Below are 15,727 nucleotides of genomic sequence, written 5' to 3' on the forward strand. Positions count from 1 at the left end.
CTTGGCCCACCATTGCTTGCTCGATGGCGACGGCACGCAGCGCTCCGGACTCTTCGCCCCTCGGGACGCCTCCGGCCGAGCAATCGGCGCACGCAGGGCCGTTCACGAGGACGCACATCGACCTCGCCGCGGCCCGCGCCGGCGGAATCGCACGCGGGGGGGTGCGGGAGGGCGAGCTCAGTTTCCTCGGCTCCCTGCACGAGCTCGTGGCCATCGGGCTCTATCGGCCCGCGCTCTCGGCGCTCGTCTCGGGGACCGGAGCGCCGGCCCGGCCGCCGATGGATCGGGCCTACCTGCTCAAGATCCTCGATGAGGAGGTGGGCCGGCAGTTCGGCCACCCGCTCCGGCCCGTGGTCGAGCTCGTGCTGAACGCGATCGACGCGACGCCCGAGCACCCGGCGGTCGTGGACGTACGCGTGCGCGAAGGCGTGGTGACCGTGACCGACGACGGGATCGGCATGGATCTGCGGACGATCCTGTCACGGCTGCTCGTGCCGTTCGCCACCGACAAACGGCCCGGCGTGGACCTCGGGCGCTTCGGCGTGGGCTTCTTCTCGGTCATCGGCCTCGGGCTGCCCGATCCGTCGAGCCTGTCGATCGAGGTGGAGACGGGCGACGGGACCTCGGGCTGGTCGCTCTCGGTGCTCGCCGATGGGCCGGAGCCGTCGTCGCTCGTCTGCGCGATCCGCAAGCTCACGCCACGCGCCGGGACGCGCGTGCAGGTGCGCTCGTCGCTCGTCGAGGCCGAGGCGCTGCGCGCCTACCTGCGCGACGCGCTGCACTTCTTCCCGAAGGAGCGCGCGGTCGTGAACCTCGACGGCGCGCCGCTGAACGACGGCCGTTACCTCTCGGGAGGCGCGCACTTCTCGGACGCGCTCTCGCCCGAAGATCCGAGTCGCGTCGCGCGCTTCTACGTGGGCGGCCGCGCGCTCGTGACCGGGATCAGCGCAGCGACGTACCACGCCGGCGTGAAGGTCGAGGGCTGCCTGGCGATCCCGGAGCTCGCGCTGATCGACTTCCCCTCCGCGGTGGAGCTCACCGAGGGGCGCGACGCGCTCAAGCCGTGCCGCAACTTCCGCGCGACCGCGGCGGCGTTCTACCGCAGGCTCACGGACCTCGCGCGCGCGCCGGGGACGAGCCGCAAGTCGGCCGATCGCCTGGCGGAGGTCGCCGCGCAGATCAGCGCGCTCATGCTGCAATCCGCGGCGTGGAACGAGGTCGCGCCCGAGCTCGCGCGCGCCTTGCTCGGCCCCGATCGGTACCTCGTCGGCCCGGAGCGGCGCGAGCCTTTGATCGGCTTCCTCGGCAGCAACGTGGAGGCCCGGCTCTTCGTCCCCGAGAGCTTCTGGGCCGAGCGCGAGTGGCAAGGGTTCATCCCCGGCGAGCGAGAGCTGCTCGCGCGCGAGCTCGAGATCGATCACGCCGAGAGCCTGTCGAGCCTCGCGCGGCGCCGCCCGGATCTGCCGGGGATCGTGGAGCTCGCGCGTCGATCCGAGCGCCCCGAGGCCGTGCCCGTGGCACTCGCCCGCGGCCGCAAGAGCGCGCCGGGGCCGCTGCCTTGCCTCGGGACGCGTCACGCGCTGCTCGTGCGCGAGGACGCGCCCGCGGTCGCGCGGCGCGTGGGCTGGGCGGAGCAGTACGCGCTGCGCGTCGCGTTCGATCGCGCGACGGGCATGCGTGAACCGGATCTCGAACGCGAGCTCATCGTCAGCGAGCCGATCGGGGTCACGGGAGCGGCGTAACCGAGCGCGCCTCGGGGAATCAAGGGGGGAACCGATGACCGAAGTCTACGCTGGCCGTCTCTCGGACCTCTTGCTCGTGCGCGTGCATGGCCGCTCTTCGGCCTACCTCGCGGCGAGCCGCGCGGCCCGCCCGGGCATCGTGGAGGCTTGCCGCAGAGAGGCGACGGTCCCCGATCTCGCCGAGCGGATCCTCTCTCGCACGATCTACGCGCAGAGCGCGTCGCGCATCGCGCCCTTGCGCGAGCTCGTCCAGAACGCGCTCGACGCCTCGCCGCGCGGCGCTGCGATCGACGTGCAGTCGGGCCTCGGCGGCACCGAGATCATCGTGACCGATCGAGGCCGCGGCATGACGGCCGACGAGGTCCTCGGCGATCTGCTCGTCCCGTTCCGCAGCGGCAAGGAGGGCGAGGAGCTCGCGATCGGCGAGCACGGCATCGGCTTCTTCAGCGCGCTCGAGATCGCGCCGCGGCTCGAGGTGAAGACACGCACGCGCACCGAGGGCCACCTCCTGCGCGTCGAGCCGCTCGGCAAGGGCCCGCCCTACGCCGATTTCGCCTGGTCTCTGCGGCCGCTCCCGCACGTCGAGGGCTGGACCGGCACGTCGGTGCGGCTCCTGCTCGACGAGCCGATCAGCCGCTCGGTCCTCGCCTCGGAGGTCGCCGCGGCCGCGTCGTTCGTCGATCCTTCCGTCGCCCGGATCTACGTCGACGGAGTGCTCATCAACATCGCCCGCACGCGCATGCGCCGCGTCTCGCGCGCGCACGTCGGGGGCCCGCTCACCGGCCCGCTCGGCGAGCTCACGATCTGGGTCGGCCGCGGCGACGGCGCCTTGCCGCACGTCACGATCACGCAGCGCGGCTTGCTCGTCGCGGTCCGTCAGGATCTCTTCACCGCGCCCGAGCTCTCGCTCCACCGCGACCTCGCGCGGGCGATCGTGTCGGCGGGCTTCGGCATCGTCGTCGAGCTGCCGCCCGAGGTTCCGCTCAACAAGGGCCGCTCGGCGGTGGCCGCGCACGCGTCCGCGGCCGTCGAGTCGGCGCTCATCGCGGCGTTCGAGCGCTTCGTCTTGCACGACGCGCTCTACGATCGGGAGCTGCTCCGCGCGGTGGATCACCGGCTCTCGTCGGTCCTCGATCGGCTGCTCTGCGCCGCGCTCGCGGGCCAGCCCACGCAGCCTGCGACCGCGAGCGCGCCCGAGGAGCTCACGGAGGCGACCCGATCGTCGAAGCCCTGGTCGCTCATCCCGCCGTCGAGCTCCGCGCCGCCGGAGTCCGAGCGAAGGCCGCAGAAGCGCCCCACGGTGGCTGCGCCCGAGGAGGTCGTGCGGTTCGCGGACGCGCTGCTCGACACGCCGGCCATCCGCGTGATCACGATCGACGACGAGCACGAGCAGCACCCGCGCATCGTGACCTTGCGCCATCTGCTTGGCGCTTACCGCGCGGGCACGCTGCGACCGATGGGCGAGCCGCTGCTCGCGGGCCGCACGTACGTCTCGCTCGACGATCCGCTCGCGGACGCGCTCTGGCGGCGGCTCGTCGCGACCTCGGCGGCGGCGGCGGCGGCGAGCTCGCAGGACCGGCGAGGCCGGCGCATCGGCGCGCTCGCGATGCAGCGCATCGATCGGGAGACGTTGCTCGCGACGGCGAAGGCGGTCCCGGGCGTCGACGCGCTCGCGGCGGCGATGACGGTGCTCGAGGGGATCGACGCGGCGATCTCGATCGCGGCGGAGCTCACGCCCTCACCGATCTCGGTGCACCAGGACCTCTACGGCCCGGACGAGATGGCGCACACGGATGGCAGCGGCATCAGCGTGAACCTCGCGTCGGCGCGGGTGCGCGCGCTGCTCATGTCCGTGCTGCAGCAGGACGATCCGGCGGCGTTCGGGGCGCTCGTGGATCTGATGCTGCACGAGAAGACGCACGTCTCCTTGGCGAGCTACGTCCCGCACGCGAACGCCGAGCACGGTGCGAGCTTCTACCGGCGCAAGGATCTCCTGCGGCGACGCCTCCTCGAGTCGATGGCGCGGGGGATCGTGGGGGATCCGGCGTCCTGGCTACCGGCGGCGCGGCGGGGGCTCGCGTCGATCGGCCTCCCTGCGCCGGACGTCCTGGCCGCCACGTTCCAGTCCGTACCTTCGGTCGCGGCCTGACGGTTTTTCCTGTCCGCCCGCCCGGGCCTCGCGTCTAGAAGGCCCATCGTCACACATTCCGGCACATGGATGCGCATGTGCCTGTGCGACAAATCCGCATTCCAATTCACACAATCAGGGCGCAACGCCCATCCAAAGCGATCTAACGCACGGTTCGTCCGGTTTTCCGCACGGGTCTGTCGGACGTGATCGGGGCGCTGATGCTTTCTTGTGATCGCGTGCGATGCCGCGTATCCTCGCGGTGCCCGGAGCCCCTTGGCGGGGATTTCTTGGCTAGCATCGGGGTCCGTTTCAGTCTATCCTGCCTTGGTTCAAGGTTTCTGCGGAACCCGGGGCGGGTCCATGGACCGCCCCCGGCCTCCGCGACCTCGTAGGCACACGCCCCCGGGGTGCAACGTCAACGCTTGGACTTCCCGCCGATTTTTCACGCGATGGTCGAACCGACGTACACTCTGCCTCTACCCCGCCGAGCCGGCACGTGGGCCCTCCCGCCGTCCTGCTTGCGCGAGGGCGTGTGCAGGCGGTGGGTGACGGGAGTCCCCGCACCGGCCGCGCATGGCTCGGTCCGCATCACAGGGAGGTTGGTGTGAGTCCAAGTCAATCCAAGGACAATGAGGTGCTCTAATGGGTCTCATCCAAGAAGTCGCTCAGACCCACAGGCCGATTCTGGGAAACGACATTCCGCTGTTGGTCTTTCGCGTGTTCCGTCACTTCTCGGCAGGGTACGTCGAGGAGGTGCTGGGGCGCGGGGCGGCGGTCGTTTTCCAGAACGGTGGTAGGGAGCTCGGCAAAGAAGCCGGCCAGATGCTGTACAAGCCGAACACGGACGATTACCTCAAGGAGGTCGTCCAGTTCGTGCGCGATTCGCGTATCGGCATTCTCATCCCCCGCCAGCTCGACGACAAGCTTCTCGTGGTGGACTTGGACGAGTGCATCACGTGCGCGGGCATGGCGAGCATCTCGAAGCGCATTTGCCACTTCGAGGTTGGTTTCGTCGCGGGGATCACCGAGATCCTCATCAAGAAGAAGCCGAAGGCGTACGAGACGAAGTGCGGCGCCAACGGCGAAGGTACGTGCCAGGTGACGGTCGAATTGGGCTAGACGACGCCGCCACGTGGTGGTGGCGGCCTCGCCCACGCGCCGGTTTTCCGAAGGTCCGTCGGCGTCGACGGTGACCGGAGGGATGCCGGAGAGCAGTGCGAGAGGGCAGAACATGTCCCGGACGCGGCGCCCGGGTTGATTGATGAGCTCGAGCACGAACTCGGGCTCGGCTTGCCCGCACAGGAGGAGACGTGGCAGCTGGAAGTCGAGTCGAAAAAATCCAGGAAATTCTTCGCAATCTTCGTTCGGTATCGCCCGACATCATCGGGTCGGCCATGGTGAGCACCGACGGCTTCATCATCGCCTCGCTGCTCCCGAACGAGATCGACGAAGAGTTGGTGTCCGGTATGGCCGCCGCGCTCCTCGGTGTCGGTGAGCGTATCGCCCACGAGCTCATGGGTGGCGCCATGGAGCAGACGTACGTGCGTGGCCGTCAGGGCTACGTCATCCTGAACGCGGTCGGCGCGGAATCGCTGCTCATCGTGCTCACGACGCCGGACGCGAAGCTCGGCCTCGTGTTCCTCGATATTCGCCGGCGCGTGACCGAGCTTTCCAAGATCGTATGACGGCGGTCTGAGTCGTTATGGCTAACTCGACTGGAAACGCTCGGCTGGCCTTTGGTGGGCTGTTGCTCCTCGGTCTCGCGGACCTCGGGCTGATCAACGTCAAGCTCGCGCCCGAGTACGCCGAGGAGCAAGCGAAGCAGGCCCAATTGACCGGGGCTCGGCCGGGGTCGACCACCTCGGCGCAGGCCTCGGCGCAAAGGCCTCCGGTAAGCCCTGGCCCGAGCGTCGCCGTCGCGCCGCCTCCCCAACCGACCCCCACGCCCGAGCCGCCGAACACGGCTCCCGAACCCACGGCGACGACCTCCGCGCTGCCGGTGGTCTCGGTGGCCGCGGCGACTCCGCCGGCCCCCACGGCGGAGCCCGAGCCCGAACCCCCGCCGGTCAAGAACACGCCCCCGGCGGTGGCTTCCGGCAACAAACCCGCGGCGGTCTCCGACATCCTCTTCGAGATCGATTCGAATCTCTTGACGCTGTCGGCCAAGAGCACGCTCGACGAGGTCCTCAAGCAGCTGAAGGCGAACCCGAGCCTGCGCATCCATCTCCGGGGGCATTCGGATCAACTCGGATCGCGCGAGCACAACCTGGAGCTCAGCCGCAAGCGCGCCGCGGCGGTGGAGAATTTCTTCCATGCGAACGGCATTCCGCACTCCAGGATCACGACCGAGGCCGTGGGCGGCATGAAGCCCGCGGATCCCACCAACACCCCGACGGCCTGGAGCCTAAACCGGCGCGTCGAGATCGAGTGGCGGTAGCCGAGGACTTGAGGAAGGAATGGACCTGATCCAATCGATATGGCTTTCTTCCGCGGCTGGAGCCGGGCTGTTTTTCGGGGCCGGTCTGCTCGTCAGCAGGGCGTTCCCTTCGAAGAACGGCGCCGCCGCGGATACGAGCCTCGTCCAGGCCGAAAAAGAGGCACGCCAGCAAGCCGAGGCCCAGCTCGCGACCCTGCAGCAGCAGAACGCCGAGCTCTCGCGCTCGGCCGCCGACTCCGCGGAGCGCGCGCGCGCCGAGGCATCGCAGAAGGCGCAGGGTGAAGCGCAGAAGCTCCGCGAGCAGGTGAACCAGCTCCAGGGCGAGGTCAACCGCGCGCGGGCCGCAGCGAGCGGTCCGTCACCCGCGGAGGCCCAGCTCCGGCAGGAGAACGCCGAGCTCCGGCAACGCGTGGCCGCGGCCGATCAAGCCGCTCAGGCCTTGCAAGCCGAGCGCGCCCGCGCCCACGACCTCGAGCAACGCCTGCAAGCCGCGATGGCCCAGGCGCAAGCGGGTCGCGGGGACGACGGCGCGCGGCAGGATCTCGAGCGCCGTCTCGCCGAGTCGAACGCGCAGGTGCAGGCCGCGCAGGCGCAGCTCCGTGAAGCGCGGACGCAGGCGGATCAGCTCCGCGCGTCGGCGCAGCGAGCCGAGCAGCTCGCGGCGGAGAACGCGCAGTTGAAGACGCGTCAAGGCGGATCGGACAAGCTCTCCGCGGAGCTCGCGACCGAGAAGGCCAAGGTGCAGCAGCTCCAGACGCAGGTCGCGGCGCTGCAGAAGACGGCCGAAGGCACGAGCAAGCTCGCGCAGGACATCCAGGCCGAGAAGGCCAAGGTGCGCGACCTCGAGCAGAAGCTCGCGGCGGCGCAGAAGTCCACGGGCGACGCGGGCAAGGTCGGTCAGGAGCTCGCGGCCGAGAAGACCAAGGTGCAGCAGCTCCAGGCGCAGATCGCCACGCTGCAGCAAGCCGCGAACGAGGCGGCGAAGCTCGGCATGGAGCTCGGCACCGCGCGCGCGAAGGTGCAGGACCTCGAAGGCAAGCTCAAGGCTGCCTCCGCAAGCGCGCCCGCTGCGGCGGCGAGCGGCGGCGCGAGCGCGGCCGAGGCCGACAAGCTCCGCAAGGAAGCCGAGGGCCTCAACAAGAAGAACAACGAGCTCTCGCTCCGCGTCCGCACGCTGGAGCAGAAGTCCGCCGAGCTCGACTACTACTCGAACGAGAACAGCGATCTGCGTCGGCGTGTCGAGGAGCTCGAGGCGATCGCCATCGAAGCGAAGAACATGCGGCGGCGCATCATCGACCTCGAGGCGCAGGCCTTCGCCATGACGGCGGCGCGCTCGATGGAGAAGGCTCCGCCGAGCGTGGCTCCGATCAGCACGGCTCCGATCAGCTTCCGCAACACGGACAAGCGCCTGGAGACGTTGCTCGAAGAGGGCATGAGCTCGCTGCTCCGCGAGGAGACGGGCGGCCGCGCGGTCGTGCTGGCGGATACGCGTGGTCTCGTGATCGCGGCGGCAGGCGAGGTGCGGTACCAGAACGAGCTCGCGGCCGCGGCTTCGGTCGTGTCCGAGGTGAGCGACAAGGTGAGGAACCTCCTGCCGATCGCCGAGCCTCACGTGATCCACATCCTCGACGTGAACAACGTGGTCATGCGGACGCGATGGCTGCGGTGGTCGGACGAGACGCTGGCTCTCAGCGTGCTCGGCTTCCGCGACGAGACGCCCGATCCGGCCGAGGAGAGGGTCGTGAAGACGGTCACCAAGCTGTTTGGCTACGGCTGACGTTGAGGCCGCGGGGGTGGCGCGAGCGGCGTAGAATGGACGATCGCTGCGCCTACGCTGCGCCGCCCCCTTCCGAACCATGAGGAAAAACCGTCCCAACGTGCCGTTTTCATCGGGAACCACCCTGCTCGACGAGATCGGGGTGGGTGTCGTGATCGTGGACGACGGGGGCGAGGTCGTCGTGACGAACCGCGTCGCCGACGAACTGATCGTGCGACGCGCGGGCGGCGCCCCGCTCATCAACAAGATCTTCGATCAGGTAGAGAACGCGCTCGGCCGCGAGGGCCCGCAGCGCACGAAAGAGCTCACGGTCGAGGCCTTCGACGAGGCGGGCAACAAGACCATCGTCGGCTATCGCCTCATCCGATCGAACCGGCTCGGCACGATCATCTCCATGCACGACGTCACGGAGACCGAGCGCTTCCAGGCCGAGCGCAGGCAGCTCGAGCGGCTCTCCGAGGTCGGCAAGGCGTGCGCGATGGTCGCGCACGAGATCGGCAACCCCCTCGCCGCGATCAAGGCGACCATCCAGTCGATCGAGCACGAGGCCGCCGAGGCCGGTCTCGGCGACTCGCTGCACGCGGTCAACCGCGAGATCGACCGGCTGAACAACATGCTCGGCCAGCTCCTCGGCTTCGTGCGCCACCGGCCGCCCCGGCGCACCAAGGCGGAGCTGCCGACCATCGTGAATCGCGCGCGCGGCGCCGCCGAGGGGCGGCTCAACAACATTCATTTCAGCACGCGCTACGGCCTGCTTCGCCCGCTCTGGATCGATCAGGACCAGCTCCAGCAGGTCCTCCTGAACCTCTTCATCAACGCGGCCGACGCGATGCCGGAGGGCGGGGAGCTGAAGGTCTACGCGGGCATCGAGGACGATCGGATGGTCCTGCACGTGGAGGACACGGGCAGCGGGATCCCCGAGGAGATCGTCGACAAGGTCTTCGACTCGTTCTTCACGACGAAGCCCACGGGCACGGGGCTCGGGCTCTCGATATGCTATCGAATCGTGACCGACCACGGTGGCTCGATCACGATCGGCGGACGGAGCGGAAACGTCTCGGGAACGTGCGTCACGATCACGTTGCCCATCATGACCGGCAGGTAGAACAGCCATGGCTCAACGGCGCCACAGAGTGCTGATCGTCGACGACGAGGACGGGATCGTCCTCGCCCTCCATCGGTTCCTTTACCAGGACAACCATCGTTACGACGTCCTCTTGGCGAAGAACGCCGAGGTCGGGCGGCAGATCCTGCGCGAGACGCCGATCGACGTCCTGGTGACCGACGTCCACCTGCCCGGCATGAGCGGCATGGACCTCGTCTGCTGGGCCGCCGTGGAGACGCCGGACACGCGAGCGATCGTGATGACCGCGTTCGACGTCGCGACGATCCGCGACAAGGCGCACGCCGTCGGCTGCCTCAAGCTGATGCGCAAGCCCTTCGATCTGCACGAGCTCCGCGCGGCGCTCCTGCAGGCCATGGAGACGCACGACAGCCTTCTCGGCAGCCTCTCGGAGCTCTCGGCGGTCGACGTCATCCAGATGCTCTGCCTCGGCCGCAAGACGACGGCGCTGCGCATCGCGCGCGGGCCTGTCTCGGGCATCATCCTCATCCAGAACGGCGACATCGTGCACGCCGTCTGGAACAACATGGTCGGCGAGGAGGCGGTGCACGAGATGATCGCCGTCGAGGACGGCGTCTTCAACATGGCGCCGTTCCCGCCGGACTTCGAGCGCACGATCACCGGCGACTACCAGCACATCCTGATGGAGGGCGTGCGCAAGCTCGACGAGAAGGCGCGCTTCGGCCCGGCCGACGACGAGGCGCCGCGGCCCTCGGTGCGGCCTGGCCGCATCACGCAGCAGCAGGGCAGCAAGGACGACTGGGACTTCGGGCCGGACCCCGGCTTCCAGCAGAAGGCGCAGATCCCGACGAACGCGCGCATGCGCCTCGACGCGCTCAGCGCGCCGCCGGTGCCGAAGGAGCTCTCGTCGCAGGCGTTCCCGCCTCCGCCGCCGCCGCCGCCGCCGCCTCCGCCTCCCCCGCCTCCGCCCGAGGAGACGCCCGAGGAGATCGCGGCGCGCCTCAAGGAGCGCGAGGTCGCGACGCTCATGGATCAGGGCTTCACGGCGCTGCGCAACGGCCAGCGCGAGGACGCGCGCAGGTTCTGGCAGCAGGCGCTGGAGCTCGACCCGGGCAACCGCCGCATCGAGCTCAACCTGAAGAAGCTCGACCAGGATCCCTCGAAGCGATTCTGAACGATCCGTTCGGGCCCCGACCGTGGGGCCTCAAATGAAGAATGGCCCGGCTGCTTCGGCCGGGCCATTCTCGTTTTGTGCGCCCCGGGGAGGGGTCCCGGGGCGCTCCTCTTCGGTTTACTCCTCGGCGTCGGCGACGGCCTGCGCGAGCACGCCCTCTTCCTTCCGCAGGGCGGGGCGGGCCGGCGGGGACTCGTTGTTCTGGTAGGCGCGGCGCGTGAGGCCGTAGTCCGTGAAGGCCAGCATCACGAGGTCGCCGTCGCCCGTGTTCTGCGTCTGGTGGAGCGACCAGCGGGGCACGAAGACCGTGTCCCCGGCCTTCACCTCGACGGTCGACTCGTTCACCTGGACGCGGCCCGTGCCCTCCGTGACGTGGAGGATCATCTCGTGGGCGTGCTTGTGCCGCTCGTTCAGCTTGCCGGGCGGGATGCGGACGACGCGCGTGTCGATGATCTCCGCCTTGAAGGGGATTCGCTCGACGGTGGACTTGACGTTCGGCCGCTCCGCCTCGGCTTCGAGGAGCGGGGCGCCGCGCTGGCCCGAGACGAAGCGGATCTGGCTGGGATCGGGGAACTGGGGGGCGAGGGAGCGGCGCGCCTGGATGCGGCTCATCACGCCCTGGAGCTTGCGCCCCTGGATGGCGTCGTAGAGGCTCTCGAAGAAGCGGTGGCGCAGGCTCAGCGCGTAATTCATCGACGACAGGCACGTGTTGTACCAGTCGGGCGTGTGCATGTAGGACAGCATCATGTCCTCCAGCGTCTCCGCGTGCTCGTCGTCGCATCCGATGTGAATGCGGAAGAAGGTCAGGAACTCGTCGGGGATCCCGGCCTTGAGCATGCCCTCGACCATGATCGTATACATCCGCGAGACGATGCCCTCGGTGCCGAGCGACAGGAACGACGAGCCCGCGGCGGGGTGGGAGCGGAGGCAAAAATCGAGGAATTCGCGCACGAAGAAGCGCGTGGCATCGAGATAATCGGTGTTGTCGATGTCGATTTCGAGCGCCTCGCGCAGGAACTTGCGGAAGATCTCGGCGTGGCGTTTGTCCGTCTCCTGACCGCCGCCCTCCTCCCACAGGTTCTCGGACAGCCGCGCGCGGTGGTAATCGTTGTCCGAGTTCGCCATCAACGCGGCGAGGTATCGCGTGAAGTTCCGGTTGTAGAGGTAGTACTGACCGAAAAAGAACTGGAAATCGGCCTTCGTCAGGTGGCCGGCGGTGCAGGCCTTGAAGAAGCGGTTCCGCCAGAACGGGTGCTCGGCCTGCGCCTGCTTGAGGTTGTGCAGCGCCGCCTCGGCGCCTTTCCGATCGGGGTTGTTCACCCCTTCCTGCGTGGTCACGAAGGCGGGCGCGCGCGACGAGGGCGGCATGGCATCCCAGCCCACATTATTGCTTTCATGCTTCGCCTCTCCGGACATACACTTCACCTCGATCGGCCAGGGTGGTTTGGCGTGCAGCGTCGATATCTTGCGCGCTGCGATGCGTCAGTCGATCCGTCCCGCCGCATTATGAGCAGGGACGAATGGATAAGATCGAATGTATACCGTTTCCGGACGTCGAGCGAGCCGTTTCACGACCTTTCGCCCGAGAAATGAGGCGGTTCGGTTCAAATGACTACGATAAATTCATGGGATCCCAGCCATTATACTTGGGATCCCAGCCATTAATGCTTGGGGTCCCATTCAATCAATTCATGGGATCCCAACCATTCCACTGGCGATGCACAAATGCGCGCATTCACCAGCGACCAGGCTGGTAAAACGGATACAGTGCGTAAAACGTGAGAATCGTGCCCGTGCCGCTCAAAGCACGATTTGAGCGTTCAGGAAACGCGGGTGCAAAGCACGATTTGGGCGTTCAGACAGGGCGGGGAGCGACGAGCGTGGCGTCGGCGCGGGAGAGCTTCGCGTTCGTTCGCGATTTGTTGTCGACGACGCTGACGACGTGAATGCCTTGCGGCGTCATCGATAAGGACACCATGCAGACCATCGTGGCCGTGAGCCCCTCGCCGGCGACGGCCACGAGCGACCCGGGCCTGCAATCCGCGGCCGAGGGGCGGATGCGGCTGCCGAGCGGCGTGTCGCGGAAGGTGCGTACGACGTGGACGAGATCGGCGGCCGTGCCAAGGACCACGATCGGCCCCTTCGGCTCGAACTCGGAGAGCCACTCGGGTCCGAAGGGCTCGACCCCGCGCGCCGGCGGCAAGCGCCGGAGGAGCATCGTGTTCGCCTGGACGACGAGCCTGTCGACGATGCGACCGTCGGCCGAGCCGCGCCATTTCTCCAGCAACTCGACGACGGGCTTGCCGGGCTCGAGGCGGATGAGGCGACGATCGATCACGCCCCCCAGCGTGGCGGCGCCCGAGTGCTCGACGATCTCCACCGTGCCGAGCTGGCTCCACGCGGTACGCGTTTGAAGCGCGCGCGCGAGCTCCTCGGTCCAGGCGAGGGCGGTGGGTTCGAGGTCCGTGGCGTTCGTCATCAGGGCACATCCTATCCAGGTTCGGGACGGATGGCGCGAGGTTCCGGCGTCCCCCCGGGCCGGATGGCGGTGACTCCTGTCTTACATGCTAAGACTGCCGGCCATGACCGTCCTTCAGGTCTCCGGCCTCGGCTTCGGGTACGGCGCAAATCAGCTCTTTCAAGGGGTGACGTTCTCGCTCGCCGCGGGTGAGCGGGCCGCGCTCGTCGCGCCGAACGGCGCGGGAAAGTCCACGCTCATGCGGCTGATCGCGCGGGAGCTGACCCCGGACGCCGGGTCGGTCGTGATCAGGCGGGGGACGCGGGTCGCGTACGTGCGGCAATCCCACGAGCTACCGAAGGTCGGCACGGTGCTCGAAGCGTTCCTGTCGGGGTTCGACGAGCTGCTTTCACTGCGGAAGGAGCTCGACGAGGCGTCGCACGCGGCCGCGAGCGGGACGAAACAAGCGCTCGATCGGCTGGCGAACGCGACGGACAAGTACCACCTGGCGGGCGGGGACGCGCTGGAGCGGCGGGTGGAGATGCTCGCGGCGCACCTCGGCTTCTCGCACGAGGACATGGGCCGCGCGCTCGGGAGCCTGTCGGGCGGGGAGCGCGGGCGGCTGCACCTCGGCGTGGCGCTCGCGAACACGCCGGACCTGATCTTGCTCGACGAGCCGACGAACCACCTCGACATCGAGACGATCTCGTGGCTGGAGCGGCACCTCGCGGGGCTCTCGAGCGCGATGCTCGTGGTCTCGCACGATCGCGCGTTCCTCGACGCGCTTTGCCCGATCACGATGGAGCTCGGACGGCGGAGCTTCCGGGTCTATCCGCTCTCGTATTCGCGGTACGCGGAGGCGCGAGAGGTGGACCTCGAGCGCGAGCGCGAGCTCGCGGAGCGGCAAGAGGCCTTCGTCGCGAAGACCGAAGATTTCATCCGGCGGAACATCGCGGGCCAGAAGACGAAGATGGCGCAGGGCCGGCGTAAGATGCTCGAGAAGCTGGAGACGATCGAGCGGCCGGAGGACGTGTGGGCGAAGGCGGAGAAGGTGGCCTTCCGCTTCGTGCAGGCGCCGCGGAGCGGGGACATCGTGCTCGACGCGCGGGGGCTTTCGGCGGAGCGAGGCGGGCGGCAGCTCTTTTCGGGCTTCGATTTGCTCGTGCGTCGCGGCGAGCGGATCGGGATCCTCGGGCCGAACGGGTGTGGCAAATCGACGCTCTTGAAGATCCTCGCGGCGCGCGGCGCCGAGGAGGATCAGGGCGAGGTCAAGCGCGGGACGAACCTCTGCGAGGGGTACTTCGATCAGCACCTCGGCTCGCTCGATCCGAACAAGACGGCGGTCGAGGAGATCCGCAGCGTGCGCGGCGACATGAACGTGGACGCGGCGCGGCAATACCTCGCGCGGTTCCGCTTCTACGGCGACGACACGCTGCGCAAGGTGGAAGGTTTTTCCGGGGGCGAGCGGAGCCGTCTCGCCTTGGCAAAGCTCCTGCTCGAGCCGCGCAACCTGCTCTTCCTCGATGAGCCGACGAACCACCTCGACATCCCGGCGGCGGAGATCCTGGAGGAGGCGCTCGCGAGCTTCGAGGGATCGGTCGTGCTCGTGTCGCACGATCGCCGCTTCCTCGACGCGGTGACCACGCGGATCTGCGCGTTCGGCGGCGGCAAGATCGAGCTTTTCCCCGGCGGATACCGCGACTTCCAGGCGAGTTTGTCCCGGCCGGCCGCCCCGGCCGAGGAGGAGGACGGCGCGAGCGAGGACGAGCGCGCGCTGGACGACGGGCGAGCGAAGCGCGCGGTGAAGCGGAGCGCGTCGACGGTCGTGCCGCCGGCGAAGGGGCCGGAGTCGCCGCTCGACAAGAAGCGCGCGTTCGAGGCGGAGAAGGCCGCGTCGCGCGCGCTCGAACGCAAGCGCAAGCGCGTGAAGGAGCTCGAAGAGGAGATCGCGAAGGGCGAGGCCGAGCTCGGGCGCATGCGCGACGTCCTGAAGCAGGACCCGGGCGGGGACTGGGAAAAACTCGCGAAGATGGTGTCCGAGGAGCAAGCGCTCGCGCGGCGCGTGGACACGGCGATGACGGAGTGGATGACGCTCGGCGAGGAGCTCGCGGTCGAAGACGTGGGGAGGACGGCGTGAGGCGCGCGGCGATCGTCGCGATGATCGCGCTCGCCACGCTGCAAAGCGCGGCCGCGTGTTCGAGCAAGAAGGAAGACGACGGCACGACGCCGCTCGCGACGAAGGAGGAGCTGCCGGCGCTCGCGATCGGCGAGGACACGCCGAACCTCCTGCTCACGTGGATCGACGAGAAGGGCGACATGCACGTCGAGCTCAAGCCCGCGGACGTGCCGGCGGAGGGCCGATCGCTCGTGCGTGTCGTCGTGAGTGATCGCGAGGACGGGACGAAGGGCCTGTTTTACGTCGTCGATTTGACGAAGAAGCGCGACGACGGGACGTACGCGGCGCGGACGATGACGCGGCGCGCGTGGGAGTCCGAGGTGGAAAAGCGGCGCAGCGCGTACCTCGCGAAGATCGCCCCTCCCCCGCCCGCGCCGACCGACGCGCCGAGCGCGGCGCAAGGGCCGAAGCAGACGCCCGAGCCGCCCGTCGTGGCCTCGGATCTGACGGTGATCGTCTACGGCGCCGACTGGTGCAAACCCTGTCACCAGGCGGAAGATTATTTGCGCTCCAAAGGAGTGCGCGTCGTGAAGAAGGACGTGGAGGCGAGCCCCGAGGCCGCGCTGGAGATGCGCGACAAGCTCGACAAGTCGGGCCAGCGCGGCGGCAGCATCCCCGTCATCGACATCCGCGGGCAGATCCTCGTGGGCTTCAGCACCCGCGCCGTCGACCGCGCGCTCGCGAAGGCGTCCTCGGGCACGGCGCTCTGACAGCGGCGGAAGCCCAAGATCGTCGCGCTGCGCGTGCG

Annotated in this window: 12 protein-coding genes; 10 read left to right on the top strand and 2 right to left on the bottom strand. The window is 68.7% G+C overall.

Going from position 1 to position 15,727, the window contains the following annotated elements; genetic code table 11:
* The first annotated feature begins 23 nt into the window (after nt 1-23).
* From QHF85_RS19400 to QHF85_RS19435, 8 genes are all read left to right on the top strand, one after another.
* Nucleotides 24-1,742: an ATP-binding protein gene (locus tag QHF85_RS19400; RefSeq protein WP_281328716.1), complete on the top strand. Its 1,719-nt coding sequence runs from the start codon at nt 24-26 to the stop codon at nt 1,740-1,742.
* A 34-nt stretch (nt 1,743-1,776) separates the two neighbouring features.
* Nucleotides 1,777-3,891, top strand: coding sequence for an ATP-binding protein (locus QHF85_RS19405; protein WP_281328717.1), 2,115 nt, complete (start codon nt 1,777-1,779; stop codon nt 3,889-3,891).
* A 699-nt stretch (nt 3,892-4,590) separates the two neighbouring features.
* Nucleotides 4,591-4,992 (top strand): V4R domain-containing protein, encoded by a 402-nt coding sequence (locus QHF85_RS19410; protein WP_281328718.1) that lies wholly within the window; start codon nt 4,591-4,593, stop codon nt 4,990-4,992.
* Nucleotides 4,993-5,183: 191 nt separating this feature from the next.
* Nucleotides 5,184-5,558 (top strand): roadblock/LC7 domain-containing protein, encoded by a 375-nt coding sequence (locus tag QHF85_RS19415; RefSeq protein WP_272419090.1) that lies wholly within the window; start codon nt 5,184-5,186, stop codon nt 5,556-5,558.
* Nucleotides 5,559-5,620: 62 nt separating this feature from the next.
* Nucleotides 5,621-6,310 (top strand): OmpA family protein, encoded by a 690-nt coding sequence (locus tag QHF85_RS19420; protein ID WP_281328719.1) that lies wholly within the window; start codon nt 5,621-5,623, stop codon nt 6,308-6,310.
* Between the two features lie 19 nt (nt 6,311-6,329).
* A complete protein-coding gene (locus QHF85_RS19425) occupies nt 6,330-8,087 on the top strand; it encodes a hypothetical protein (RefSeq protein WP_281328720.1) in 1,758 nt (585 codons plus the stop codon).
* A 100-nt stretch (nt 8,088-8,187) separates the two neighbouring features.
* Nucleotides 8,188-9,192: an ATP-binding protein gene (locus tag QHF85_RS19430; protein WP_281328721.1), complete on the top strand. Its 1,005-nt coding sequence runs from the start codon at nt 8,188-8,190 to the stop codon at nt 9,190-9,192.
* Between the two features lie 7 nt (nt 9,193-9,199).
* A complete protein-coding gene (locus QHF85_RS19435; protein ID WP_281328722.1) occupies nt 9,200-10,345 on the top strand; it encodes a DUF4388 domain-containing protein in 1,146 nt (381 codons plus the stop codon).
* A 117-nt stretch (nt 10,346-10,462) separates the two neighbouring features.
* Here the strand turns inward: QHF85_RS19435 and QHF85_RS19440 are convergent, their stop codons facing one another.
* Nucleotides 10,463-11,713, bottom strand: coding sequence for an iron-containing redox enzyme family protein (locus tag QHF85_RS19440; protein WP_281328723.1), 1,251 nt, complete (start codon nt 11,711-11,713; stop codon nt 10,463-10,465).
* 487 nt (nt 11,714-12,200) lie between these two features.
* The gene (locus tag QHF85_RS19445; RefSeq protein ID WP_281328724.1) at nt 12,201-12,824 is read right to left on the bottom strand and encodes a hypothetical protein; all 624 of its coding nucleotides are present in this window, start codon (nt 12,822-12,824) and stop codon (nt 12,201-12,203) included.
* Nucleotides 12,825-12,927: 103 nt separating this feature from the next.
* On the opposite strand from QHF85_RS19445, the gene QHF85_RS19450 reads away from it, so the two are divergent.
* Nucleotides 12,928-14,940: an ABC-F family ATP-binding cassette domain-containing protein gene (locus QHF85_RS19450; RefSeq protein WP_281328725.1), complete on the top strand. Its 2,013-nt coding sequence runs from the start codon at nt 12,928-12,930 to the stop codon at nt 14,938-14,940.
* The gene (locus QHF85_RS19455) at nt 14,937-15,689 is read left to right on the top strand and encodes a glutaredoxin domain-containing protein (RefSeq protein WP_281328726.1); all 753 of its coding nucleotides are present in this window, start codon (nt 14,937-14,939) and stop codon (nt 15,687-15,689) included. The genes QHF85_RS19450 and QHF85_RS19455 overlap by 4 nt, the downstream gene beginning before the upstream one ends.
* Nucleotides 15,690-15,727 lie beyond the last annotated feature (38 nt).

It is taken from the genome of Polyangium sp. 6x1 (assembly GCF_029946515.1).
Taxonomy (GTDB): domain Bacteria; phylum Myxococcota_A; class Polyangia; order Polyangiales; family Polyangiaceae; genus Polyangium.

Excerpts from the sequence above, each read along its gene's own strand:
- QHF85_RS19440 (WP_281328723.1), bottom strand. The coding sequence starts at position 11,713 with ATGCCGCCCTCGTCGCGCGCGCCCGCCTTCGTGACCACGCAGGAAGGG.
- QHF85_RS19450 (WP_281328725.1), top strand. The coding sequence starts at position 12,928 with ATGACCGTCCTTCAGGTCTCCGGCCTCGGCTTCGGGTACGGCGCAAAT.
- QHF85_RS19405 (WP_281328717.1), top strand. The coding sequence starts at position 1,777 with ATGACCGAAGTCTACGCTGGCCGTCTCTCGGACCTCTTGCTCGTGCGC.
- QHF85_RS19445 (WP_281328724.1), bottom strand. The coding sequence starts at position 12,824 with ATGACGAACGCCACGGACCTCGAACCCACCGCCCTCGCCTGGACCGAG.
- QHF85_RS19435 (WP_281328722.1), top strand. The coding sequence starts at position 9,200 with ATGGCTCAACGGCGCCACAGAGTGCTGATCGTCGACGACGAGGACGGG.
- QHF85_RS19425 (WP_281328720.1), top strand. The coding sequence starts at position 6,330 with ATGGACCTGATCCAATCGATATGGCTTTCTTCCGCGGCTGGAGCCGGG.
- QHF85_RS19400 (WP_281328716.1), top strand. The coding sequence starts at position 24 with ATGGCGACGGCACGCAGCGCTCCGGACTCTTCGCCCCTCGGGACGCCT.